We start from the raw sequence: 23,338 nt of genomic DNA, 5'->3' as shown, positions 1-23,338 counted from the left end.
GCCTCGCCCCGGCCTTGCGGAAACGCTTCGGCGATTTACAGCCGGACCAGGGCATCGCTGTAAGTCATTAATTTTACTGATGCAACGTTCATCACTTCAGGTAAAAAAATTACTGGGGATTCCTCAGCCCCGCGGGAGAGGGTTGGAGTGAGGGCATCAGCCCGCAGCGGAGTTTAGCGGCTAAAATGCTTCCTGACGGCACTTTTCCCCGAAGCCGTCACCACCACCTCCCTGTACCCCGCCACCCGCTGGATCCACCCTTTACTTTCCAGATAAATAAGCAGCGCCGCGCCGGCTTCTCCCCCGAGATGAAACCGCCGCTCGCTCCAGTCCAGGCAGGCACAGCAAGCCTTGCGACGCGGATGAACACTTAACGGAACGCCGAGTTTCAGGAACTGTTCCCGGCCACACAGGGTCAGCGCTGAACCGTCTGCCTCCAGCCAGCCTTCTGCCTGCATGAAATCATAGATCTGCACCGCCACCGAGCCCGCGAGATGGTCGTAGCAGGTCCGCGCTTCGCGCATGGCTTTCGGCGCAGTGGTTTCCGGCGGGGTGATGCGGCTCCAGGAGAGTCCCATCATCTGCTCGACCAGCGCCGCTACGTCATGGCCCGCAAGGCGATAATAACGATGCCGCCCCTGCGACAGACAGACGATCAGCTTCCCTTCCACCAGTCGGGCGAGATGCCCGCTGGCGGTCGACGGCGCAACATCTGCCGCCGCGCTCAGTTCGGTGGCCGTCCACGCCCGCCCGTCCATCAGCGCACAGAGCATTTTCACGCGCGACGGATCGGCCATGGCAGCCGCCACCGCCGCAATAGCCTGCTCCAGCGCCGCACGATTATCAGCAGGTAAACTCGTCTTTAACATTCGTCGCCCAGGGTTCGGTAATCACTGCAGCCAGCTTATCATTATCCGTCAGCAGAATAAGGTGATTCGCATGGTCGCTGTACTGCGTGAGAATAGATACGCCCTGCGCGGCTAATGCTGCCGCAATCTCCCCCAGCTCACCGGGTCGCGCCTGCTTGAGTTTTCTGATAACAGGCTTACGAACCGACCGCACATCAAACCCGGCTTCCAGCAGCACATGGCGGGCTTTTTCGCCCTCTTCCACCAGGAAATGGGCATCCGTACCAAATACGCCACCGCCTTCCAGCCCTACGCCGTTGCGCCCCAAAAGTTGTCCAAATCGGGCCAGCTCACCGGGCGTGTTTTTGAAAACCACATGCACGTCATACATCGGCGTGCCCTCCGGTTTCGGAAGAATATTCCCGAATCACCTCTGCCACACGGATGCGATAGTACGCAAAAATCGACGCTCTCCCTTCGGCCTGCGCCGCCTGATGAAACACGTTCTGTTTCCAGCTACGGACGGCCTCTTCATCCCGCCACCAGGAAAGGGAGAGAATTTTGCCGTTGGTCGTCAGGCTCTGGAACCGTTCGATATCAATAAAGCCGTCAATATCGGCCAGCAAAGGTTTAAGTTCTGCGGCGAGCTGCAGGTAGCGCGCCTGATGAGCGGGATCCGCTTTGGCTTCGAAAAGGACTGCGATCATGGGTATCTCTCCGTTGTGATGTTGGGGAGAGAATGCAGAGAAAATTCACGTCATGCTTCGGTGACTGGCGAAGTGTTTTTGCCGGATGGTGCTGCGCTTATCCGGCCTACATGAACCCGTAGGCCCGGTAAGCGCAGCGCCACCGGGCAGGTTTTAGCTCAGGATCGACTTCGGCTCCATAAACGCCCGAATCCCCCACTCGCCCATCTCGCGCCCCACGCCGGAGTGCTTAAACCCGCCGAACGGCGCTTTCGGTTCATGGGCAAGCGTATTCACCAGCACGCGACCGGAGACAATCTGCTGCGCCACACGGCGTGCTCGTTCAATATTGCCGCCCAGCACCATCGCGCTCAGGCCGTACTCGGTATCGTTGGCGATGGCGACAGCGTCTGCCTCATCACGATAAGGGATCACGCACAGCACCGGGCCGAAAATCTCCTCCCTGGCAATCACCATCTGGTTATTCACGTCAGCAAACAGCGTCGGACGCACAAACCAGCCGTTCTGCGTGCCAGCAGGTCGTCCCTCACCTCCCGCCAGCAGGCGTGCGCCCTCTTCGAGGCCTTTACGGATATAGCCCTGCACCCGCTGCCACTGTTTTTCACTGACCATCGGGCCGACGTCCGTTGCAGGGTCGCGCGGGTCGCCGGATTTCACCTCCGCCACGGCCTGCGCCAGCGCGGTTTCGATTTCCGCTTTTCGCGACTGGGGCACCAGGATACGCGTTCCTGCTACACAGGCCTGCCCGCTGTTCATAAACCCGGCCTGAATCACAAGCGGGATCGCCTGTGCCAGATCCACATCATCCAGCAGGATCGTCGGCGATTTACCGCCTAACTCCAGGGTCACGCGCTTAAAGCTCTCCGCCGCGTTGCGCAGGATCGCCTTGCCGGTATTCGTGGAGCCGGTAAACGAGGTTTTTGCCACGTCCGGATGGCGGCTGATGGTCTCACCTACCGTCTCGCCGCGTCCGGTGACGATGTTAAACACGCCCGGCGGCAGCGCGGCATCACGCAGCGCTTCGGTGACAATCTGCGTTTGCAGGGCGCTCATTTCGCTCGGCTTGATGACTGCCGTACAGCCCGCCGCCAGCGCAGTCGCCAGCTTGCCGCAGATAAACCCGGCGTCGCTGTTCCACGGTGTAATCAGCCCCGCCACGCCAAGCGGCGTCATCTGCACCGTTGCCGCACCTGCGGGGGTGACGAATGCAAACTCCTCCAGCGCCTCAATGGCCTGAGCAATCACCTCCGCCGGATAGCTGGCCATCCACGCCGAGCGCGAGGCGGGCGCGCCGTACTCTTCAATGACCGCTTCAAGCAGATCGTCGTGGCGAGCGGCCACGGCGGCATGCATACGTTTTAGCGCTGCGATACGTTCCTGCTTTGTGGTCTGCGACCACGCCGGAAACGCCGATTTTGCCGCCGCAATGGCGCGCTCAGCATCCACCTCATCCGCCAGGCGCACCTGGCCGATGACCTGCGCCGTCGCCGGGTTGTACAAATCAAAACGTTCGGTGCCGTGCGGGGTGACGAATTCGCCGTTAATAAAAATCTGTTCGATCGTGTGCATATCAACCTCCTCAGGGTTTGTGAGCACAGTCTGGCACGGCTTCTCCGTTGCGATAATCCACGCTATGCTGCAAGGGTTATTTCGATTTTCAGGATAATCTATGCATCGTTCAGGTCTGACAGAGCTGGAAGTGGTGATGGCCGTCGTGCGGCGCGGCAGCTTTCGCGCTGCGGCGCAGGAGCTGGGCATGTCCGCCACGGCGGTGAGTAATGCCATCGCCGGGCTGGAGAGCCGCCTTGAGACGCGCCTCTTTAACCGCACCACCAGCAGCGTGGCACTCACCGACGCCGGACAGCGCTACGTGGCGCGCATTGGTCCAGCACTGCAGGAAATCCGTCAGGCCAGCGAGGAGATCCACAGCGACACCGGAGAACCTGCCGGCACGCTGCGTCTGAACGTGCCGAACCATATCGGCACCCTGTTTCTGGATCAGCTGCTGATCGACTTTATGATCCGCTATCCGAAGATGCGCGTGGAAACGGTGAGCGAAGCAAGGACGATCGACATCGTCGCCGAAGGTTATGACGCTGGGATCCGCCTCGAAGAGTCCGTACCGCAGGACATGATCGCCGTGCCGCTGACTGGACAGATCCGCCAGCTTGTTACCGCCACACCGGAGTATTTTGCGCGTCACGGCACTCCGCAAACGCCGGACGATCTCCTGCAACATCAGGGGATCGGCATGCGTATGGCGCACGGGGGGATCTACCGCTGGGAACTGGCGCGTCGCGGGGAGGAATATGCTCTGGCCGTGCCGCCGCGCTTTGCGACGTCCGATCTGTTCGCTTCGATCCGGGCCGTGAAAGCGGGATTAGGGGTTGGGTTTTTACCGGAACTCTATATTCAGGACGAACTAAAAAGCGGGGAGCTGATGAGCGTATTAAACGACTGGACGCAGCCGTTTGCAGGGCTGCGCCTGTATTACCCTGGCCATCGCCACGTCCCGCCGGGACTGCGGGCGCTGGTGGCGATGATCCGCGAGCGGGGGATTATTCCAGGTTAGCCTTATTCAGCCCGTAAGCCGCATCCAGCGAACCCGGCGCCATGCGGGACGTGATCCCCAGACGGTTCCAGGCGTTGATCGCCACGATGGCGAAGTTCAGCTCTGAAATCTCCACGTCCGAGAAGTACTCCGCCACGCTGCGGTACAGCGCATCGCTCACCCCGTGAACGCCAATCTGGGTCAGCGCTTCGGTGAAGGCCAGCGCGGCTTTCTCTCGGGCGCTGAACAGCGGGGACTCGCGCCAGGCCGCCAGATGGTACAGGCGCAGCTCGCGCTCGCCGGCAATTTTGGCCTCTTTCGAGTGCATATCCAGGCAGAAGGTACAGCCGTTCAGCTGTGAAACGCGAATGTCGATCAGATGCTTCAGCGCCGGGTCGATAGAGGTTTTTGCCACCTCCATGCTCAGGGCAGACAGCGCGTTAGCGAGGGCAGGTGTGACTTTATGGTGGTTGACGCGAGTGCTCATTGTCTTTCCTCTTTTTGTGCGGCATGTGTCATGCGATAAGGCAAATCTACGCCGTTCATGACATAGTAAAAAGATACAAAAAGCGTGAAACGAGGTAGGACATGAAGCCGGGCTATCACGAGATTTATTCCCGCTATCGCGACAACATCACGCGCGGCGTGCTGAAGCCGGGCGATAAGGTGCCCGCCATCCGCGTGCTGGCGGAAGAGCTGAAGGTGGCGCGTAAAACCGTCGAAACGGCGTATGCCATTCTGACGGGCGAAGGGTATCTGGTGAGCCAGGGCGCGCGCGGCACGCGGGTAAACCCGGATCTACTGTTGCCGGATAAGAATGCCCCAGCGGAACAGCCCACCGGCACGCTTCCGGCATCGCTTATCAGCCAGCGCGAGCGGGCGGGGTTTCTGCGCCCCGGCATCCCCGCCCTCGACAGCTTTCCGTATAAAAAATGGCTGCTGCTGGCGGGCCAGGCGACGCGCGCCATGCGCCAGGAGGAGATGCTCAACCCGCCCGTTCTGGGCTGGTATCCGCTGCGCCAGGCCATCGCCAGCTACCTCAATATTTCACGCGGGTTGTCCTGCACCGCCGAGCAGGTGCTGATCACCAGCGGCTACAGCGGCAGCCTGCGTCTGATCCTCGACACCCTTGCCAGCCGCAGCGACAAGGTGTTGTTTGAAGATCCGGGCTACTTTATGGGCCAGCAGCTGCTCATGCGGATCGTGCCGCGCCTGCACACGGTGCCGGTCGATCGCTGCGGTATCGACACGGACTACCTGCTCCGCCACCATCGCGACGCCCGTTTTGCCATCGTCACCCCGTCGCACCAGAGCCCGCTGGCGGTCACCCTCTCACTGCCGCGTAAACAGCAGCTGCTCGACTGGGCCAGCCAGAACGAGGCGTGGATCATCGAAGACGATTACGACGGAGAATTTCACTACACCCGCAAGGTGCTGCCGTCGCTGAAAAGCCTCGACCAGCACGACCGGGTGATCTTTATGGGCACCTTCAGCAAAACCATCATGCCCTCGCTGCGCATGGGTTACGTGGTGATGCCCGCCAGCACCGTCGGAGCTTTTACCGACTGCGCGGACATCACCGCCAGCGGCCAGCCGGTGCTGACGCAAAAGATACTCACCGCGTTTCTCAACGAAGGGCATTTTTTCCGCCATCTTAAGAAGATGCGCGCGCTGTATCAGACCCGCCGCGACTGGATGATTGCCGCCCTGCGCGAGGTGTATGGCGATCTGTTTTTCACCGAGCAAAACGACGGCGGAATGCATATCGTGGCGTTTCTGGCGAAAGGGAGCTGTGACCGGGAGATCGCCCGCTGCTGGCAGGAACAGCAGCTGCAGGTGAATGCGCTTTCGGAGTGGTATCGCGGGTCGGGCAAACGCTACGGGCTGGTGATGGGCTATAACAACGTGCGGTCGTATCAGGAGGCGGTTGAACTGCTGGAAAGGCCGAAATGGCAGACGCTTGAACTGTTGAGCTGAAAATCGCCGGGTGGCGGCTACGCCTTACCCGGCCTACGTTCCGCGGTGCATTGCCGCTCACACATCATACCGCGACAACCCAACGTCCTTGAGCTGCTCGTCGCTCATCTGGCTCAGGATGCGGCGGGTACGGTTGATGCGATACCAGTTGCAGATCGTTTTGCCGATCCAGACAAACACAATAAACGGACGTTTTGAACGATTCTCATAGAATTCCATGGTGCTCTCCTCACGGTGCCAGTGGGAATATCATCCTGGAAATCGGCCTGTACAATACAGATGCAAAAACACCTTTTGTTTAACATACAGATCCGCTAAAACAGTATCTGCATGCCAATTTTTACGGCAATCTGTACTGGTTTTACAATCTGTATGGTGAAAACAAAGGATACAGCATGACGCGCTATCAACATCTGGCCAACCTTCTGGCAGAACGCATTGAACAAGGGCTGTATCGCAGCGGTGAACGTCTACCGTCGGTACGCGCGCTGAGCCAGGAGCACGGCGTGAGTATCAGCACCATACAGCAGGCCTATCAGATCCTCGAAAACCTCCAGCTGATCACCCCCCAGCCGCGTTCCGGCTATTTTGTTTCGCAGCGCAAAGCCCAGCCGCCGGTTCCGGCCATGACGCGCCCGGTGCAGCGCCCCGTGGACGTTACCCAGTGGGATGAGGTGATGATGCTGCTGGACGCCCGCGCCGACAAAGAGATGATTTCGTTTGGCGGCGGCTCGCCGGACATTAACCAGCCAAGCCTGAAGCCCCTGTGGCGCGAGATGAGCCGCATCGCGCAGCATAACCCTGCCGAGATGCTGAGCTATGACGTGCTCGACGGCCGCCTGGAGCTGCGCGAGCAGATCGCCCGTCTGATGCTCGACGGCGGCTCAACCGTCGCGGCGAACGAGATTGTCATCACCAACGGCTGCCACGGCGCGCTGTCGATAGCCCTACTGTCAGTGTGCAAGCCGGGGGATATCGTGGCGGTGGAGTCACCGTCGTTTCACGGCACCATGCAGATGCTGCGCGGGTTTGACATCAAGGCGATTGAAATCCCCACCGATCCTGAAACCGGGATCAGCATTGAGGCGTTAGAGCTGGCGCTGGAGCAGTGGCCGATTAAAGCGGTGATCCTGGTGCCCAACTGCAATAACCCGCTCGGGTTTATCATGCCGGAAGTGCGGAAAAAGCAGGTCTTAGCCCTCGCCCAACGGCACGATATCGTGATCGTGGAAGATGACATTTATGGCGAGCTGGCGGCGGAGTACCCGCGCCCGCGCACCATTCACTCAATGGATATCGACGGCCGCGTGATCCTCTGCAGCTCGTTTACCAAAACCGTGGCACCGGGTCTGCGCGTCGGCTGGATTGTGCCGGGGCGCTATTACGACCGGGTGATGCACATGAAATACGCCGCGGGCGGGTTTAACGTGCCGGGCACGCAGATGGCGGTGGCGGCGTTTATTCGCGACGGTCATTACCATCGCCACGTGCGCCGTATGCGTCAGATTTATCAGCAGAATATGGAAACCTACACCTGCTGGGTGCGGCAGTATTTTCCGGCAGAGATTTGCGTCACGCGCCCGCAGGGAAGCTTCCTGCTGTGGATTGAGCTGCCGGAGAAGGTGGACATGGTGTGCGTCAGCAAGCAGCTGTGCCGGCTTAAAATCCAGGCCGCGGCCGGGTCGCTGTTTTCCGCCTCCGGGAAGTACCGCAACTGCCTGCGGATCAACGTGGCGCTGCCGCCGACGGATAAAAATCGCGAGGCGTTGAGGAAGATGGGAGAAGCGATTGTGATCGCGATGGAGGAGTAGTTTTTTGCCGGGTGGCGGCTTCGCCTTACCCGGCCTACGCGATCCCGTAGGCCCGGTAAGCGCAGCGCCACCGGGCAACAGGTCGCACTACTCGTCGAAGTACCAGTATCCCTGGTTAATCAGCCCGGTGAGTTCTTCAATAAACGCTGGATTATTCAACGCCTCGCCCAGCTCGGCCTGGCCGAGTTCGGCGAGGCGGCACAGCGCATCCGCGGCCTTCGCGTCTACCGTTTCCAGCTGTTCGCTGTTGATGAAGAAGCTGCCACCAATATTCAGCACGCGCAGACCACTCAGGCGAGACAGCGTTTCGCCGCCCTGCAGCGCATCAAGCACTTCTTCAGGCGAATACGGCGGCTCGGCGGCGGCGATATCCAGCTCGTGGCGCGGCGTGGAGACAAAGCTGCCGAACCATTTTGTGAAATCATCTGGCTTGCTAATCATGTCGATCATCATCTGACGAATACGATCGAGCTCGTACTGCTCCACGCGGCCAGGATGTTCGCGACAGGTCAGATCCGGATCGCTGTAGTGCTCGCCGCCAAGATCGTTTTCCAGCGCGTAATCGGCGAAGCTGCTGATCAGATCGCGACCGTTCGGCCCACGGAAACCCACGGAGTAGTTGAGCGCGGTCTCATGGGTAAAGCCGTCGTGCGGGAATCCAGGCGGGATGTAGAGGATATCGCCCGGCGCCAGATCTTCGTCGATAATCGGCTCGAACGGATCGACATGCAGCAGCGCCGGATGCGGGCAGAACTGACGCATCGGCAGCTTGTCGCCCACGCGCCAGCGGCGGCTGCCCATCCCCTGAATGATAAACACGTCGTACTGATCGATATGCGGACCCACACCGCCGCCCGGCACGGAGAAGGAGATCATCAGATCATCCAGACGCCAGTCAGGCAGGACGCGGAACGGACGCACCAGCTCCGCGGCGGGCATATGCCAGTGGTTCACCGCCTGCGCCAGCAGCGACCAGCCGGTTTCGCCCAGATCGTCAAAGTGCTCAAACGGACCATTGCTGGCCTGCCATTTGCCGTTGAAATGGCTCACCAGACGGCTATCGACTTCCGGCTCCATCGCCAGCCCTGCCAGCTCGTCCGGAGTAATCGGATCGACAAAATTCGGGAAGGCATTTTTCAGTACTACGGGTTGTTTTTGCCAGTATTTCTCAAGAAATTCCGGCCAGTTCAGGTTCAGTTGATACGCCATGAGTAGCACCAGTGAGAGGGGAAACAGGCGCGATTATAGGTAAGAAAGCAGAGGGGGAACTTGTCATGGGTCAAACGAGGGCGTGTAGGTCGGGTTAGGCGTAGCCGCCACCCGACACAAACACAGCGTTAAATCTTAATCCAGCTTCAGCTCGTCATAATGGGTAATCAGTTTACCCACGATGCCGTAATCAAGCGCTTCTGCCGGAGACATCCAGAAGTTGCGGTCAGTATCTTTTTTCACTTTTTCCAGCGGCTGGCCGGTGGCGTCAGCAATCAGCTTGTTCACGCGATCCAGCATGCGGATGATCTCGCGCGCTTCGATCTCAATATCCGTCGCCTGACCGCGCACGCCGCCCAGCGGCTGGTGGATCATAAAGCGGGTATTTGGCAGCGAGTAGCGGTGCTCTTTTTTCGCCGCCAGGAAGATGGTGATCCCGGCGCTCGCCACCCAGCCGGTGCCGATGACGTGCACTTCCGGACGGATGAACTTGATGAAGTCGTGGATGGTATCACCCGCTTCCACGTGGCCGCCCTGGCTGTTGATGTACAGCTTGATCGGATCGTTGCTCACGCTTTGCAGCAGGATCATCTGGGTGATCACTTTCTGCGCCAGCTCCTGGTTAATCTCACCCGAGATCACAATCGAACGGGATTCCAGCAGTTTTTGCTGCAGAGCGCCCGCGCCGCTTGACCCTTCCGGTTTATCCTTGTCGCTTTCTTTCAGTGTGTAGTGCATTGTTATTTCCTCAGCTTGTCGCGCTCAAAACCAGAGTGTAGCCTGTTTTACCGGTGAAAGTCCTCACAGACAAATAACGAGGGATCTTATGAATATTGCCCATGTCGCACTCTGGACCCGCAGCCTGGACGCCCAGGTTCAGTTCTGGGAAACGGTTTTTAATGGACGCAGTAACGAACGCTATCTCAGTAAAAATCGTCCCGGTTTCGAATCACACTTTATTACGCTCGATAACGGACCGACCATCGAGCTGATGACGCTGCCGGATCTGCCCGACGCCCCTGCCCACCCGGAGTTTATCGGCTGGGCGCATATCGCCATCAACGTCGGCAGCAAAGCACAGGTCGACACCATGGCCGAGCGGGCACAGGCAAACGGCACGCTGCTCAGCGCCCCGCGCATGACCGGGGACGGCTTCTATGAAGCGGTGATCGCGGATCCGGACGGCAACCGCATTGAGCTTGTTGGTGCATAAAATCAGTGTTTCGTTCCTTAACCGCCCCGGTCACGGATCGCTATACTTCATCTTCATACGGTTATCATATTGTGAAATGATAATGATAGTTAATGTGTTAAGATGAAAGTCAGCATAAACAGTCTCTTACGTAACCGTCGGGATTGTTTACATCCTCGACATGTAAATCAGCACCGGGGCGGTGAATGGAACACATTGTGTATGTGGTTGATGACGATGACGCAGTCAGGCAGTCCGTGATCGGGCTGCTGGAATCGGCAGACTTAAGCGCCGTCGGCTTTTCATCGGCAGAGGCGTTTCTTCAGCACCGCTTTGAAGAGCTACCGTCGTGCGTGGTCCTCGATATGCAAATGCCCGCCATCTCGGGCTTTGAGGTGGCTGACGCCCTTAAAGACAGCGGGCGCGAGATCCCGATTATTTTTCTCACCGGCCACGGCACTATCCCGATGTCGGTGCGCGCCATTAAAGGCGGCGCGTACGAATTTCTCACCAAGCCCGTCGAATCCACCGCGCTTATCGACGCCATCGAGTCCGCGCTTCAGCTGGCGGAACACAACGCCGTACGCAATAAAGAGCACTACGCCCTGAAGCAGCGCCATCTGTCCCTCACCCCGCGCGAACACGAGGTGCTCACGCTGGCGATAAGCGGCATGCTGAACAAGCAGATTGCCGCCGAGCTTGGGGTCAGCGAAATCACGGTTAAGGTGCACCGTCGCCGCGTGATGGAGAAAATGCAGGTGCGCTCCGTGGCGGAGCTGGTCAGGGCCGTTGAGCGCCTGACCAATAGCCAGCCTGCGGATTAACGTTTACCCTTCCTGCGCGGCAAGCGGCAATGCAAAGGCAAACACCGTGCCGTGCGGCTCCCGGCGGCGCGCGCCCAGCTTCCCGCAGTGGCGCTCAATAATGCTGGCGCTGATGGTCAAGCCCATTCCCATCCCCTGAGGTTTGGTGGAATAGAACGAGTCAAAAATCTGCTCCAGCTGCTCGGGCTCAATGCCGCTGCCGGTATCGGCGATCTCGACGATCACTTTCCCGTCCGCGTTGGCGGTGCTGAGGGTAATGGTGCTGGTGCGATCCTTCACCTCGGCCATCGCCTCTACCGCATTCATCACCAGATTGAGCAGCACCTGCTGGATCTGCACGCTATCGCCGGTGATAAAGCTGTCCTGCGCCTTTAACAGATAATCAACGCTAATGTGTCTCTGCTCCAGCTCGCTGCGCGAAAGCGTGATGATATGGTGGATCAGGTAGTGCATGTCGATGCGCGAGAATGTGGGATCCTGCTTGCGCGTCAGGGACTGGATGCTGCGAATGATCTCCCCCGCCCGCGCGCCTTCCTCGGCGATCTCCTCCAGCCCTTCCCGCACTTTATCCAGCCGGGCGGGCTCGCGGTTGAGCCAGCGCAGGCTCGCCCCGGCGTTAGAGACGATCGACATCAGCGGCTGGTTGATCTCGTGAGCGATGGAGGAGGTAAGTTGCCCGACGGTGGTGGCCCGGGAAACCCGTGCCAGATCCGCCTGGGCCACCCGCATGGCATCCTCTGCGGCACGCTGGCTGGTGATATCGGTGATGATGCCGTAATACTCGTTCACCTCACTGCCTACGCCCACCGGATCGCCAATCCCGAGGAGGTAGCGCGTTGAGCCGTCGGTACGCTTAACCCGAAACTCCGCCCGCATGGAGAGCCCGTCGCGCACGCTCCGGGTGACGATGGCGCTGATGCGGGCATAATCGTCCTCATGGACGAAGGTCAAAAACTCTGCCATGGAGATCATCTTTTGCTGTTCGGGCAGGCCGAGAATGCGGGCGTACTCTTCCGAGACAAACATCAGATCCTGCTCCAGCTCCCAGCGCCAGCTGCCGGTGTGGCTGATCTGCTCGCCCAGCATCAGCGAGGTCTGGCTGGATCGCAGCTCTTTCTCCACCCGTCGGCGCTGGATGTTCTCCGCCAGCAGCTCGGCGTACAACCGCGCCGTCTCCAGGGAGACCGCGGCCTGCGCGCCCAGCAGGCTCACCACGCGCGAGTGCTCGGCGGTGAAGACCTCCGGCATCAGGCGGTTTTCCAGGTAGAGCACCCCCACCAGCCGCGCCTGTTTGAACATCGGGACGCACATGACCGCCGCCCCCGAGGTCACCAGATAGGGGTCCTGACTGAAGGGATGGAACTCCTCCGGCCTGCCGGTGCGGATCTCCTGCCCGGTGCGGATCACCGCCGCCAGCACCGACAGCGGCAGGTCGGTCGCCGTCGGGACGTCTTTCAGGATCCGCACCCGCACACCTTCGGTGCTGGTCCAGGCGCTGGCCTCGATCTCCGGAATGAGATTATCGCTCACGCGAAGCAGCAGGCCGCGCTGCGCCCCGGCGCGTTCGAGCAGGATCGTCATCAGGTTTTCGATTAAGCGCTCAAGATTAATCTCTTCCGACAGCGCGCGGGAGGCTTTGATCACGCTTTGCAGATCGCGGATCGTCTCATTCTGGGCGAACGCCACCGTGTCGTAGGCGCTGGCCTGCCCGGAGGCCAACAGGTGCGGGAAATCCTGCTCCAGCTGCCGCACCTTGGCCTGCGCCCCGGCGCGGCCCCAGGCGGCAATCGAGCCGCGAAAGTGCGCGTCTGAGGCGGTCGGGTAGCCACAGGCCAGCGCGAAGCGTCCCGCCAGCTCGTGGGCCAGGGCGTTAATCGGGTTAAACCCGCCCTCGCGGGAGAGGCGGACCGCTTTCTCATACTGCTCAAGCGCAATGCTGTTCATCCCGTCCAGACGCACGATTTCGGCGTAGATCAGCGCCTCTTTATCCGCAAACGTGCCCGGATTAATGCGCGCCCAGAGGGCGATTTTGTCGTAGTGGGCGTGAATACTGCGACGGTGATTCGCCGAGAAGGTCTCCGGCGTCAATTGACGGGAAAGCGCCAGGGCGCTGTAAAGATGGTAGTCCAGCAGATGGATGTGCCCCGGCGCAGACCACGCGTACCAGCCCGCCATCTCAAGGTCCGCCTGCGCATCGGCATACTCCCCACAGGTAAAGTGCGCCATGCCGCGATAGAGCCAGTACCAGAACAGCATGGTCGAGGTCTGTTCCGGCGCCTGCTCCGGTGACGCAGGAAGCAGCGCCTCCGGCAGCACCTGCGACGCGCTCCACGTGCCGATCACCGCCGTGCGCAAAAACTCAACGTAAGCGCGCTGAACCATCAAAATGGTTTCAACGTCCTGGAAGTGGGTTTTACGCACAAACGCCAGGCCGCGATCGATGCTGGTCAGCACCCCGTCCAGGTGATCGCCCCGTGAGAGGAAGTTAATCACCTGGTGGCAGGCCGCATAGCAGGCCACCGTCATATCCCCGTGGGTGACAGCAGCGGTGAAGCAGGCTTTTGCGCACTCGATGGTGAACGACAGCGGTTGGGTCCAGACGCTGAGCTGGTCGAGCGGCAGCAGGGTTTTGGCTTCGAACGCGTCGTAACCGTGGCGATTGACCAGCTCGCGGGCCAGCGTGCCGTACTGGAACCCGAGGCGATACTCAGCGTAGCGGTGGCCCATCAGCACGCCAAACCAGGCCATCGCCGTGGTGGAGGCGCCGGTAATGCCGTGGTCGAGGGTCAGGTGCATCATGCGGCAGAGCAGCAAAAAGTGCAGGCGCGGGCAGATGAAGCTGGCGCAAATGCTGGCGCTGTAGAGCAAATTCATCACCGCTTCGGTTTCCGGGTTATCCATCCGCGTGAGCTGGGTAAACAGGTTTTGCGGCGCGTTGCCCGCGCGGTTGCAAAACAGCGCCCAGGCCTCGTCGCAGTCGGCATCTTCCGGATAGCGGCCGATCTGGATGCCGAAAATCCCCAGCCAGCAGAGCGCCGCCTCCAGCGCCAGACGGCTGTCCGACTGGCGAATGTACACCTCCACCAGCAGGTTGGCCGCCAGCGCCTTTTCGGTCAGCCCGCCGGGGCAGCCGAGAATGGCGTCACACAGCTCACGGGTTCGCTCCAGATGGCCCAGCGCAAACTCGCAGCCCGCCTCTTCGATATCAAGCATAAAGTCTGACACCGTCCCGGCGTTGCCCAGCGCTCTGGCGGTCTGGATATAGCTGAGCGCCGAAGGGTAATCCCCCGAACGCTTCGCGCGCCGCGCGGCCAGCAGGCTCAGCTCGCGGAACATCTGGCGCTGCGGGGCGGGCTGAATGCTGTCGAGCGCGGCCGTAACGTGGTGAACGGCGCGGAACAGTAGTTCGTTCCCCGCCGCCTGACGCGCGGCGTCGGCCAGCAGGCTGGCGGTCGTCAGGTGAATATGGCTTCTCTCATGAGGATCCAGCAGCGCAAAGGCGGCCTCCTGCACCCTGTCGTGGGTGAAGGCGTACTTTTTTTCCGTCAGCACGATGAGCTGGGCCATCACCGCCGGGTGCAGCGCATAGCGCATTTCCGCCATCGACATGTCGACCACGCGGCAGATCATCTCCATCTCGCCCGTACCGCCGAGACAGGCGAGGCTGCCCAGCAGGCGGCGCGTCTCGTCGGGCAGCTCTTCAAGCTGTTCCAGCACCAGGGTGACGACGTTTTCGGTGTAATGCCTGGCGCGGATCGCCTGCAGATCGTAGTGCCACTTGTCCTGATACTTGTTGTGCACCACCAGGCCGTCATCAACGATGCGGCGGAAAAACTCGTGCACAAAGAGCGGGTTGCCGCCGGTCTTTTCGTGGATCAGCGTCGCGAGGTCGGTCGTCGCCACGCTGCGGGTGCGAAATACCGTCGCCAGCCAGCGCGCCACCGCTTTTACGGAAAGCGCCTGCGGGACAATCTCGCTCGCGTTTTGCGCCGCCTCCGGCAGGCCTGCCAGCAGCGCCTGCAGGGCGGCGTCGGACACAGAACTGATATCCCGGTGGGCCGCAACCACCAGCAGCGGAACAGCCCCGCTGTTCGTCAGCAGATATTTGAGCGTCTGCAGGCTGGCGGCATCGCTCCACTGGAGATCGTCAAGCACCAGCACCAGCGGGCAGCCCTGCGAGGCAAAGGTTTTCACCAGCGCCAGCACCATATGGCTGAAGCGCGCCCGGGCATCAATGGAAAACGTATCCGCCGAGAAGCGCGGTTTGCTTTCAAGCAGCAGGCCCAGCTCGGGTACCAGGCTGACGGCCAGCGCCTCATGGCCTTCCAGGGCGCGAGACAGGCGGATTTTCCACTTCGCCACATCGTCTGCGGGCAGCCCCAGCAGGTGCAGCGTCAGGGTGCGGAACGCGGAGCTTAATACGCCGTAGGGTAACGAGGGTGAAAACTGATCGACTTTGCCCACCGCCAGCAGCACCGTACGCTGCTGCAGCGTTTTGAGCGCCGTCGCGATGATCGAGGATTTGCCGATCCCCGACGGTCCGCCTATCGTCACCAGCTCCGGTACCAGGTTCTGCCCCACCCGCTCAAACGCGGCAATGACGTCATTCGCCTGCGGATGCGTCGCGAACAGGGAATCCGCCAGATGGATTGCCGGGGTACGGTCCTGCTGGCCGGGGGTAAAGGCGACGATCTCGCCCTCGCAGGTCAGCGTCGCCTGGCAGCGGCGGAGGTCGGCAATCAGCCCGTCGACCGTCTGGTAGCGGTTATCAGGGTTCTTTTCCAGCAGCTTCAGGATGATGGTCGACAGCATCCCCGGCACGTCCGGGCGGATCGCGTCCGGGGCCAGCGGCGCTGAGGCAATATGGTAGTGCGCCCAGTTGGCCCGATCGTCCTCCCCCAGTTCAAACGGCAGGCGTCCGGTCAGGAGTTCATACAGCACCATGCCGAGGCTGTAGAGATCGCTGCGGCCATCGACGGGGCGCTGGGTGCGGGTGGTGTGCTCCGGCGACATATAGGCAGGCGTACCGCCTGAAACGGCAAGCCGGGTCTGCGAGAAGGCATCAGAAAGGCTACAGGAGAGACCAAAGCTGCCCAGACGGCAGGTGGAATCGTGATGAACAAAAATATTGCCGGGCTTGATATCGCCGTGGATCAGGTTTTGCAGATGCATCTGGCGCAGGGGAACGCAGATCTGGATCGCCATTTCGATAAAGCGCGTGATGCCCGAGATCGCCCTGCCCGCGCGCCGCGCCAGCAGCTCAAACGAAAACGGAGCGTACACCAGCGCGAAGCGCCCCCGGTACTGGGTGGAGGCGACGGCGCGGATGGCCCAGCTGTCCTGCAGCACATCGCGCAGCGCAAACTCGTTTTTAAGCAGCCGGGTGGCCCGCTCTTCGTCTTCGTCGCTCACCGCGGTGGCGATAATGAACGAGCCGCCGGAATGAGGATGGCGCGCGTGCATCCAGGCGATTCCGCCCTCCTGCGCCAGCACGGTAAAAATCACATCCTCTTTAAGGACAAAAACCCGCCCCTGATGAAGATTCCCCTGGGCGGGCCAGAATGCAGGCTGCTCGTGTTCGTTCATCCGCGATCCTTATTGTCGGCGGGCCAGCTCCCGCTGAATATGATCCAGCAGAATATCGATGTTAATGGGCTTACGCAAAAATGCAGCGGCGCCCAGATTAAGAGCGTACCGCTGCATATTTTCATCAGCATGACCGGAAATAAAGAGCACGGGCGGAGGCGGTACGGCCAGCAGGCGTAGCTTGTCAAACAGCTCCAGGCCGCTCATGCCCCGCAGCTTGATATCGGTGATCACCAGCGCCGCGCCGGACAGGGCGAGCGGATGGCTCAGAAACACCTCTGCCGAATCAAACGTATCGGTCGAATAGCCTTCCGACTCCAGGAGATTACTCAACCCGCTGCGGACGGAACGTTCGTCATCAATGATGGCAATGCGCCACGGCAGCGTCATGCTGTCTTTCCTCTCACAAATCATTAAACGTCGCGATCGTCCTTCGCGGGCGCAGGGGGCGCCGTGCCGCTGATTTTCGGTACGCATTCGTGACGAAACCAGGCGAGGGTAAGCGGTTCGCGACTCAGTAAACGCCGTCCCACCGGAATGAGCTGTTCACCCACCAGCATGCCAAACAGGCCAAGCAGGGCGACAACCGGCGGCGCCGGGGAATGGACGTCGAGCAGAGCGTAAATTACCCCAGCAGCCACGCCGCACACCAGCGAAATTATCCATGCTTTCATGACGACGCTCCCGTCTGCGATGTAGCCTGCGGAACGGTCACCTGAGGAGGCGGCGCGCCGTCGCGGGATAACAGATGGCGCGTCGCCTGTTCACCCGCCAGCATCCCCAGCAGGCCAATCAGCGCCAGCGCGGGCGGCGCGGGGGAGCGCACCTTCAGCACGGCATACATCAGGCCAATCAACACGCCTGCCGCAAGGGATATCAGCCCAGTACTCATTGTGAACTCCAGAGAAAGAGGCAGCGGCGAGCCGGATGAGGGACCAGCCCGCCAGCGGAACTTAGCGAGCCGGGACCGGCGCTAAGGTGCGGTGCTCGCTCTTCTGGCGAGACGGCGCTTTGTGCACCATGGTGTAAGCGTAATCCACGCCCATGCCGTACGCACCGGAGTGCTCACGCACGATATCCATCACCGCGGTGTAGGTCTCTTTACGCGCCCAGTCGCGCTGCCACTCCAGCATCACCTGCTGCCAGGTTACCGGGATCACGCCCGCCTGGATCATGCGCTGCATCGCGTAGTCGTGGGCCTCTTTGGAGGTGCCGCCGGAGGCGTCCGCCACCATATAAATTTCGTAGTCGCCTTCCAGCATCGCGCACAGGGCAAAGCTGTTGTTGCACACTTCGGTCCACAGACCGGCAACCACCACCTTCTTCTTGCCGTTGGCCTTCAGCGCGTCACGCACCTTCTGGTCATCCCAGGAGTTCATGGAGGTACGCTCCAGAATGTCCTGGCCCGGGAACACGTCCAGCAGCTCCGGATAGGTGTTACCGGAGAAGCTTTCGGTCTCAACGGTGGTGATGATGGTTGGAATGTTGAACACGTTGGCCGCTTTCGCCAGCGCCACGGTGTTGTTTTTCAGCACCTGGCGGTCAATCGACTGTACGCCAAACGCCATCTGTGGCTGGTGATCGATGAAAATAATCTGACAGTTCGCAGGGGTTAACACTTCGAGCTTTGAAGAGGTCATAGCATTTTCCAGTGGTTAAGGGTGAAATCGCCGTGAGTGCCACGACGATAAAGTCACCCTCATCCTGCGGTTTTCCGTCTCCGCGCGTAATTATCTCTTCGTATAGTTAACCTTAGGTATAGTTATACTTTGGTATACCTATCCTATTGTATAACTGGATCTTTGCCGAAACCGGTTCCCATAATCCTGACCATTCCCCTCTCAGTCAGGAGCAGTTATGGTTACCCTCGGTAAAGCCGATCTCATTCTGGTTAACGGCCAGTTTCACACCGTCGATCGCGAGAACCCTGTCGCGGAAGCCGTTGCCGTGCGCGACGGAAAATTTCTGGAAGTGGGTACCGTCGCCGAGGTGATGCAACACCACTGCGACGGCACTAAAGTAGTTGATCTTAAAGGCCACACCGCCATCCCCGGCCTGAACGACTCGCACCTGCACCTTATTCGCGGCGGGCTGAACTACAACCTCGAGCTGCGCTGGGAAGGCGTGCCGTCCCTGGCCGACGCCCTGCGGATGCTGAAAGAGCAGGCCCTGCGCACGCCGTCGCCCCAGTGGGTGCGCGTGGTGGGCGGCTGGACCGAGTTCCAGTTTGCCGAGCGCCGCATGCCGACCCTCGACGAGATCAACGACGCTGCGCCGGATACCCCGGTCTTCATTCTGCACCTGTACGACCGCGCCCTGCTCAACCGCGCCGCGCTGAAGGTGGTCGGCTACACCAAGGACACGCCAAACCCGCCGGGCGGGGAGATCCAGCGCGACGCCAACGGCAACCCGACCGGGATGCTGATTGCCCGTCCGAACGCCATGATCCTCTACGCCACGCTGGCGAAAGGGCCGAAGCTGCCGCTGGAGCAGCAGGTCAACTCCACCCGTCAGTTTATGCGCGAGCTGAACCGCCTGGGGCTGACCAGCGCCATCGACGCGGGCGGCGGCTTCCAGAACTACCCGGAAGATTACGAGGTGATTGCCGAGCTGCACGAGAAAAAGCAGATGACCATCCGCATCGCCTACAACCTGTTTACCCAGCGTCCGGGCCACGAGCTGGAAGACTTTGAAAAATGGACCGACATGCTCACGCCGGGCCAGGGCAGCGACTTCTTCCGCCACAACGGCGCGGGCGAGATGCTGGTCTTCTCCGCCGCCGATTTTGAAGATTTCCTCGAGCCGCGCCCGGACCTCGCGCCGGGCATGGAGGACGAACTGGAGCGCGTGGTGCGCCATCTGGTGGAGCACCGCTGGCCGTTCCGCCTGCACGCCACCTATAACGAATCCATCAGCCGCATGCTGGACGTGTTCGAGAAGGTGAACCGCGACATTCCGTTCAACGGCCTGCACTGGTTCTTCGACCATGCGGAAACCGTTACTCAGGCCAACATCGACCGCATCAAAGAACTCGGCGGCGGCATTGCCGTGCAGCACCGCATGGCCTTCCAGGGGGAATACTTTGCCGAGCGCTACGGCATCGAAGCCACCCGCCACACGCCGCCGGTGGCGAAAATGCTCGAGACCGGCGTGCCGGTGGGCCTGGGGACGGACGCCACCCGCGTGGCGAGCTATAACCCGTGGACCGCGCTCTACTGGCTGGTCTCCGGCCGCACCGTCGGCGGGATGCAGATGTACGATCACAGCGCCCGTCTGGATCGCGATACCGCCCTGATGCTCTGGACCCAGGGCAGCGCGTGGTTCTCCAGCGAGCAGAATCAGAAGGGGCAGATCAAAGCGGGCCAGCTCGCCGATCTGGCCGTGCTCAGCAAAGACTACTTCCGCGTGCCGGAAGAGGAGATCAAGGGCATCGAGTCCGTCCTCACAGTGGTCAACGGCGACATCGTCTACGCCGCAGGCAGCTTTGGCCCGCTCGCGCCGCCGGCCATTCCGGTTCTGCCCGAGTGGTCCCCGGTGGTGACGGTGCCGGGCCACTACCGCAGCGCGCCACCGCAGGCCGCACGCGTCGGCATGAACGCCGTTCACCACTGCAGCGGGCCGTGCGGGGTTCACAGCCACCAGCATGATTTCGCCCGCACGTCAGAGATGCCGGTATCCGACGATAACGCTTTCTGGGGGGCGCTGGGCTGCAGCTGCTTTGCATTCTGATGAAAAACACCCCTATTCCGCCCCGGATCGATCTGGGGCTGTTCTTCCTGCGCCTCACCGGCAGCCTGCTGCTGCTGTACGTGCACGGCCTGCCGAAGGTGCTGCACTTCAGCGAGGAGCTGACGCGCATCGAAGATCCGTTCGGCTTCGGGCCTTACGCCAGCCTGATCCCGGCGATTGTCGCCGAGGTGATTTGCCCGCTGTTTATCATTGCGGGCGTATACACCCGCCTGGCGTGCCTGCCGATTATCGCCGTGCTGCTGGTGGCGATGCTGGCGGTCCACCCGAACTGGTCGATTGCCGAAGGGCAGTTTGGCTGGCTGCTGCTGATTATCTTCACCACCCTTGCCCTCACCGGGCCGGGCCAGTGGCGGCTGCAGCGTAAGGCAACGGAGAGGTTCGCATGACCCAGGTTAACGACGTTCGCGACGCACACGTCGAGACGACGCCCGCATCGACGGTTTCTCCCTGGCAGCCGCTGAGCCAGCCGGTGTTCCGCATGCTGTGGATCGCCACGGTGGTCTCTAACGTCGGCTCATGGATGAGCGACGTCGGCATCAACTGGAGCATGCTGACCCTGAGCGCCGACCCGCTGGATATCGCGCTGGTGCAGGCGGCCAGCAGCCTGCCGATGTTCCTCTTCGCCCTGCCGTCCGGGGTGATGGCGGACATCGTCGACCGACGTAAATACCTGCTCTTCTCCCAGCTGTGGGTGTTCATCGCCGCCGCGGGGTTAACGGTGCTCTCCTTCACCGGACACGTTACCCCCACCGTTCTGCTGGTGGCGACGTTTCTGCTGAGCGTAGGCGCGGCGATGAGCTCGCCGCCGTTCCAGGCCGTGGTGCCCGATCTGGTGAGCAAGCCGGAGCTGGGCGCCGCCGTGGCGCTGAACTCGCTCGGGGTGAACATCAGCCGGGCGATTGGCCCCGCGCTGGGCGGTTTCCTGCTCTCGCTCGCCGGACCGTGGATGGTGTTTGCCCTCAACACGCTGTCCGTGGTCGGCGTGGCGTGGGTGCTGTGGCACTGGCGTCCGGCGCCGTCCATTCAGCGTCTGCCGCCGGAGCACTTCTTCTCTGCGGTGCGCTCCGGCATTCGCTACGTGCACGCCGCGCCGGTGCTGCGCAACGTGCTGGTGCGCACGGTGGCCTTTTTTGTCTTCGCCAGCGCGGGCTGGGCACTGCTGCCGCTGGTGGCGCGCCGCGAGCTGGGCTTAGGCCCGGCGGGCTACGGCGTGATGCTGGCCTGCATTGGCCTGGGGGCGATTGCCGGGGCGATCCTGCTGCCGCGCCTGCGCCAGCGGCTGAACGCCGACCGGCTGATGGTGGCCGCCAGTCTGGTCTTTGCCCTCACCATGCTGGCGCTGGCGTTCGTGCGCCACGTCTGGCTGCTGAATCTGTTTGAGTTCTTCACCGGCTTCGCGTGGATTGCGGTGCTCTCCACCCTTAACCTCGGCGCGCAGCGCAGCGCCGCCCGCTGGGTGAAGGCCCGCGCGCTGGCGGTTTACCTGACGGTGTTCTTCGGCTCGATGACCGCGGGCAGCGCCATCTGGGGGCAGATCGCCTCCCGGTTTGGCACCCCGACCTCGCTGGTTGTCGCCACGCTGGGGATGGTGCTGGCGAGCGCGACGGTGTTCCGCTGGAAGCTGGGGAAAGATCCGGACCTGAACCTCGACCTCAGCGGCCAGCCGCTGGACGGCGTGGAGATTGACCTGCCGAACGAGCGCGGCCCGGTGCTGGTGTCGCACGAATATATCATCGACCCGCAGAACACGAAGGCCTTCCTGGAGGCGGTCCACGAGCTGCGCCGGGTGCGCCGCCGTGCCGGGGCGATGAGCTGGGCGGTGTACGAGGATATCGAGCGCCCTGGTCTGTTTATCGAGACCTTCCTGATGGGCTCGTGGATTGAGCATCTGCGCCAGCAGGAGCGCCACACCATGAATGACCTCCTGCTGCAGAGCCGCGTTCTGGCTTTTCATCAGGGCACAACCTCACCGGCTATTCGCTACCTGGTCGCGCCGGTATAACCCTAACCATAATCATCACCTGCACAGGAACACACTATGGCAACGTTTAAGGCAAAAGACGGCACGCAGATTTACTACAAAGACTGCGGCGCGGGCAAACCGGTTCTCTTCAGCCACGGCTGGCCGCTGGACGGCGACATGTGGGACAGCCAGCTGAACTACCTGGCCGAGCGCGGCTTCCGCGCCATCGCCTTTGACCGTCGCGGCTTTGGCCGCTCGGATCAGCCGTGGAACGGCTACGACTACGATACCTTTGCGTCCGACATCAACGACCTGATTACCACCCTCGACCTCCAGGACGTGACGCTGGTGGGCTTCTCCATGGGCGGCGGCGACGTGACGCGTTACATCAACAACTACGGCAGCGCGCGCGTGGCTGGTCTGGCGCTGCTGGGCGCGGTCACGCCGATCTTCGGTAAATCCGACTCCTTCCCGCAGGGTGTGGATCAGAGCGTGTTCGACGGCATTCGAGACGGGCTGCGTAAAGATCGCGCCCAGTTCATCAGCGACTTCGCGACGCCGTTCTACGGCACTAACGCCGGGCAGACCGTCTCTGCCGGAGCCCTGACCCAGACGCTGAACATCGCCCTGCTGGCGTCACTGAAGGGCACCATCGACTGCGTGACCGCGTTCGGCGAAACCGACTTCCGCCCGGATATGGCGAAAATCGACGTGCCGACGCTGGTGATTCACGGCAGCAACGACCAGATCGTACCGTTTGAAACCACCGGCAAGCTGGCGGCGGAGATGATCAAAAACGCCACGCTGAAGGTGTACGACAACGCGCCGCACGGCTTCGCGCTGACCCACCAGGACCAGCTTAACGAAGATCTGCTGACGTTTGTGAAGTCGCTCTGAGCGGTTAAAAGCGAAGCCTGATG

At 61.2% G+C, this 23,338-nt stretch carries 22 protein-coding genes; 9 read left to right on the top strand and 13 right to left on the bottom strand.

Features of this window, described 5'->3' with window-relative positions; translation table 11 throughout:
• Positions 1–173 precede the first annotated feature (173 nt).
• From FU672_RS23140 to FU672_RS23125, 4 genes are all read right to left on the bottom strand, one after another.
• Entirely contained in the window at positions 174–869 is a 696-nt protein-coding gene (locus tag FU672_RS23140) for an ArsR/SmtB family transcription factor (protein WP_148245004.1), read from the bottom strand.
• Positions 844–1,239: an amino acid-binding protein gene (locus FU672_RS23135; protein ID WP_148245003.1), complete on the bottom strand. Its 396-nt coding sequence runs from the start codon at positions 1,237–1,239 to the stop codon at positions 844–846. Before FU672_RS23135 ends, FU672_RS23140 begins: the two co-directional genes overlap by 26 nt.
• A complete protein-coding gene (locus tag FU672_RS23130; protein ID WP_148245002.1) occupies positions 1,232–1,555 on the bottom strand; it encodes an antibiotic biosynthesis monooxygenase family protein in 324 nt (107 codons plus the stop codon). The genes FU672_RS23135 and FU672_RS23130 overlap by 8 nt, the downstream gene beginning before the upstream one ends.
• Positions 1,556–1,708: 153 nt before the next feature.
• Positions 1,709–3,124 (bottom strand): aldehyde dehydrogenase family protein, encoded by a 1,416-nt coding sequence (locus tag FU672_RS23125; protein WP_148245001.1) that lies wholly within the window; start codon positions 3,122–3,124, stop codon positions 1,709–1,711.
• Positions 3,125–3,224: 100 nt separating this feature from the next.
• Here FU672_RS23125 and FU672_RS23120 point away from each other — a divergent pair, with 100 nt between their 5' ends.
• Positions 3,225–4,127: a LysR family transcriptional regulator gene (locus FU672_RS23120; RefSeq protein ID WP_148245000.1), complete on the top strand. Its 903-nt coding sequence runs from the start codon at positions 3,225–3,227 to the stop codon at positions 4,125–4,127.
• On the opposite strand, the gene FU672_RS23115 is transcribed toward FU672_RS23120, so the two are convergent.
• The gene (locus FU672_RS23115; RefSeq protein ID WP_148244999.1) at positions 4,114–4,593 is read right to left on the bottom strand and encodes a carboxymuconolactone decarboxylase family protein; all 480 of its coding nucleotides are present in this window, start codon (positions 4,591–4,593) and stop codon (positions 4,114–4,116) included. The two genes, FU672_RS23120 and FU672_RS23115, sit on opposite strands and share 14 nt — an antisense overlap.
• A 101-nt stretch (positions 4,594–4,694) precedes the next feature.
• Here FU672_RS23115 and pdxR point away from each other — a divergent pair, with 101 nt between their 5' ends.
• Positions 4,695–6,083, top strand: a complete 1,389-nt coding sequence (gene pdxR, locus FU672_RS23110; RefSeq protein WP_148244998.1) for a MocR-like pyridoxine biosynthesis transcription factor PdxR — start codon at positions 4,695–4,697, stop codon at positions 6,081–6,083.
• Between the two features lie 57 nt (positions 6,084–6,140).
• Here pdxR and FU672_RS23105 read toward each other — a convergent pair whose 3' ends face one another.
• Positions 6,141–6,302 carry a DUF1127 domain-containing protein gene (locus FU672_RS23105; RefSeq protein WP_013095422.1) on the bottom strand — a complete coding sequence of 54 codons (162 nt, stop codon included), beginning with the start codon at positions 6,300–6,302 and terminating at the stop codon, positions 6,141–6,143.
• Positions 6,303–6,478: 176 nt separating this feature from the next.
• Here FU672_RS23105 and FU672_RS23100 point away from each other — a divergent pair, with 176 nt between their 5' ends.
• The gene (locus tag FU672_RS23100; RefSeq protein WP_148244997.1) at positions 6,479–7,894 is read left to right on the top strand and encodes an aminotransferase-like domain-containing protein; all 1,416 of its coding nucleotides are present in this window, start codon (positions 6,479–6,481) and stop codon (positions 7,892–7,894) included.
• Between the two features lie 87 nt (positions 7,895–7,981).
• Here FU672_RS23100 and FU672_RS23095 read toward each other — a convergent pair whose 3' ends face one another.
• Positions 7,982–9,103, bottom strand: a complete 1,122-nt coding sequence (locus FU672_RS23095; RefSeq protein ID WP_148244996.1) for a ribosomal protein uL16 3-hydroxylase — start codon at positions 9,101–9,103, stop codon at positions 7,982–7,984.
• A 135-nt stretch (positions 9,104–9,238) separates the two neighbouring features.
• On the bottom strand, positions 9,239–9,841 hold the full coding sequence (locus FU672_RS23090) for an ATP-dependent Clp protease proteolytic subunit (protein WP_148244995.1): 603 nt from the start codon (positions 9,839–9,841) through the stop codon (positions 9,239–9,241).
• A gap of 88 nt (positions 9,842–9,929) precedes the next feature.
• Between FU672_RS23090 and FU672_RS23085 the strand changes: the two genes are divergently transcribed.
• On the top strand, positions 9,930–10,316 hold the full coding sequence (locus tag FU672_RS23085) for a VOC family protein (protein WP_148244994.1): 387 nt from the start codon (positions 9,930–9,932) through the stop codon (positions 10,314–10,316).
• A 185-nt stretch (positions 10,317–10,501) separates the two neighbouring features.
• Positions 10,502–11,119 (top strand): response regulator transcription factor, encoded by a 618-nt coding sequence (locus FU672_RS23080; RefSeq protein WP_148244993.1) that lies wholly within the window; start codon positions 10,502–10,504, stop codon positions 11,117–11,119.
• A 3-nt stretch (positions 11,120–11,122) separates the two neighbouring features.
• Here the strand turns inward: FU672_RS23080 and FU672_RS23075 are convergent, their stop codons facing one another.
• From FU672_RS23075 to FU672_RS23055, 5 genes are all read right to left on the bottom strand, one after another.
• Positions 11,123–16,705, bottom strand: coding sequence for a trifunctional serine/threonine-protein kinase/ATP-binding protein/sensor histidine kinase (locus tag FU672_RS23075; protein ID WP_148244992.1), 5,583 nt, complete (start codon positions 16,703–16,705; stop codon positions 11,123–11,125).
• A 9-nt stretch (positions 16,706–16,714) separates the two neighbouring features.
• Positions 16,715–17,095 (bottom strand): response regulator transcription factor, encoded by a 381-nt coding sequence (locus FU672_RS23070; protein WP_041911343.1) that lies wholly within the window; start codon positions 17,093–17,095, stop codon positions 16,715–16,717.
• Positions 17,096–17,118: 23 nt separating this feature from the next.
• Positions 17,119–17,379 (bottom strand): XapX domain-containing protein, encoded by a 261-nt coding sequence (locus FU672_RS23065; RefSeq protein WP_023334358.1) that lies wholly within the window; start codon positions 17,377–17,379, stop codon positions 17,119–17,121.
• A complete protein-coding gene (locus FU672_RS23060; RefSeq protein ID WP_010427266.1) occupies positions 17,376–17,597 on the bottom strand; it encodes a DUF1427 family protein in 222 nt (73 codons plus the stop codon). The genes FU672_RS23065 and FU672_RS23060 overlap by 4 nt, the downstream gene beginning before the upstream one ends.
• A 61-nt stretch (positions 17,598–17,658) precedes the next feature.
• Positions 17,659–18,345, bottom strand: coding sequence for a hydrolase (locus tag FU672_RS23055; RefSeq protein WP_148244991.1), 687 nt, complete (start codon positions 18,343–18,345; stop codon positions 17,659–17,661).
• A gap of 217 nt (positions 18,346–18,562) precedes the next feature.
• On the opposite strand from FU672_RS23055, the gene FU672_RS23050 reads away from it, so the two are divergent.
• Genes FU672_RS23050 through FU672_RS23035 form a run of 4 tightly spaced genes read left to right on the top strand, consistent with a single transcriptional unit; the run spans position 18,563 to position 23,315 of the window.
• A complete protein-coding gene (locus FU672_RS23050) occupies positions 18,563–20,434 on the top strand; it encodes an amidohydrolase (protein ID WP_148244990.1) in 1,872 nt (623 codons plus the stop codon).
• Positions 20,434–20,841, top strand: coding sequence for a DoxX family protein (locus FU672_RS23045; RefSeq protein WP_148244989.1), 408 nt, complete (start codon positions 20,434–20,436; stop codon positions 20,839–20,841). The genes FU672_RS23050 and FU672_RS23045 overlap by 1 nt, the downstream gene beginning before the upstream one ends.
• Positions 20,838–22,457 (top strand): MFS transporter, encoded by a 1,620-nt coding sequence (locus FU672_RS23040; protein WP_148244988.1) that lies wholly within the window; start codon positions 20,838–20,840, stop codon positions 22,455–22,457. Before FU672_RS23045 ends, FU672_RS23040 begins: the two co-directional genes overlap by 4 nt.
• A gap of 36 nt (positions 22,458–22,493) precedes the next feature.
• The gene (locus FU672_RS23035; RefSeq protein ID WP_148244987.1) at positions 22,494–23,315 is read left to right on the top strand and encodes an alpha/beta fold hydrolase; all 822 of its coding nucleotides are present in this window, start codon (positions 22,494–22,496) and stop codon (positions 23,313–23,315) included.
• Positions 23,316–23,338: the final 23 nt, after the last annotated feature.

It is taken from the genome of Enterobacter asburiae, assembly GCF_008080435.1.
In the GTDB taxonomy this organism is placed as follows: Bacteria; Pseudomonadota; Gammaproteobacteria; order Enterobacterales; family Enterobacteriaceae; genus Enterobacter; species Enterobacter asburiae_C.
This window is presented reverse-complemented; position numbering and strand designations above follow the sequence as displayed.

Coding starts and splice junctions, on each gene's coding strand:
- FU672_RS23095 (WP_148244996.1), bottom strand. CDS start 9,103: ATGGCGTATCAACTGAACCTGAACTGGCCGGAATTTCTTGAGAAATAC.
- FU672_RS23140 (WP_148245004.1), bottom strand. CDS start 869: ATGTTAAAGACGAGTTTACCTGCTGATAATCGTGCGGCGCTGGAGCAG.
- FU672_RS23080 (WP_148244993.1), top strand. CDS start 10,502: ATGGAACACATTGTGTATGTGGTTGATGACGATGACGCAGTCAGGCAG.
- FU672_RS23035 (WP_148244987.1), top strand. CDS start 22,494: ATGGCAACGTTTAAGGCAAAAGACGGCACGCAGATTTACTACAAAGAC.
- FU672_RS23070 (WP_041911343.1), bottom strand. CDS start 17,095: ATGACGCTGCCGTGGCGCATTGCCATCATTGATGACGAACGTTCCGTC.
- FU672_RS23125 (WP_148245001.1), bottom strand. CDS start 3,124: ATGCACACGATCGAACAGATTTTTATTAACGGCGAATTCGTCACCCCG.
- FU672_RS23100 (WP_148244997.1), top strand. CDS start 6,479: ATGACGCGCTATCAACATCTGGCCAACCTTCTGGCAGAACGCATTGAA.
- FU672_RS23045 (WP_148244989.1), top strand. CDS start 20,434: ATGAAAAACACCCCTATTCCGCCCCGGATCGATCTGGGGCTGTTCTTC.
- FU672_RS23115 (WP_148244999.1), bottom strand. CDS start 4,593: ATGAGCACTCGCGTCAACCACCATAAAGTCACACCTGCCCTCGCTAAC.
- FU672_RS23090 (WP_148244995.1), bottom strand. CDS start 9,841: ATGCACTACACACTGAAAGAAAGCGACAAGGATAAACCGGAAGGGTCA.
- FU672_RS23065 (WP_023334358.1), bottom strand. CDS start 17,379: ATGAAAGCATGGATAATTTCGCTGGTGTGCGGCGTGGCTGCTGGGGTA.
- FU672_RS23105 (WP_013095422.1), bottom strand. CDS start 6,302: ATGGAATTCTATGAGAATCGTTCAAAACGTCCGTTTATTGTGTTTGTC.
- FU672_RS23130 (WP_148245002.1), bottom strand. CDS start 1,555: ATGATCGCAGTCCTTTTCGAAGCCAAAGCGGATCCCGCTCATCAGGCG.
- FU672_RS23050 (WP_148244990.1), top strand. CDS start 18,563: ATGGTTACCCTCGGTAAAGCCGATCTCATTCTGGTTAACGGCCAGTTT.
- FU672_RS23120 (WP_148245000.1), top strand. CDS start 3,225: ATGCATCGTTCAGGTCTGACAGAGCTGGAAGTGGTGATGGCCGTCGTG.
- FU672_RS23055 (WP_148244991.1), bottom strand. CDS start 18,345: ATGACCTCTTCAAAGCTCGAAGTGTTAACCCCTGCGAACTGTCAGATT.
- FU672_RS23075 (WP_148244992.1), bottom strand. CDS start 16,705: ATGAACGAACACGAGCAGCCTGCATTCTGGCCCGCCCAGGGGAATCTT.
- FU672_RS23060 (WP_010427266.1), bottom strand. CDS start 17,597: ATGAGTACTGGGCTGATATCCCTTGCGGCAGGCGTGTTGATTGGCCTG.
- FU672_RS23135 (WP_148245003.1), bottom strand. CDS start 1,239: ATGTATGACGTGCATGTGGTTTTCAAAAACACGCCCGGTGAGCTGGCC.
- FU672_RS23085 (WP_148244994.1), top strand. CDS start 9,930: ATGAATATTGCCCATGTCGCACTCTGGACCCGCAGCCTGGACGCCCAG.
- pdxR (WP_148244998.1), top strand. CDS start 4,695: ATGAAGCCGGGCTATCACGAGATTTATTCCCGCTATCGCGACAACATC.
- FU672_RS23040 (WP_148244988.1), top strand. CDS start 20,838: ATGACCCAGGTTAACGACGTTCGCGACGCACACGTCGAGACGACGCCC.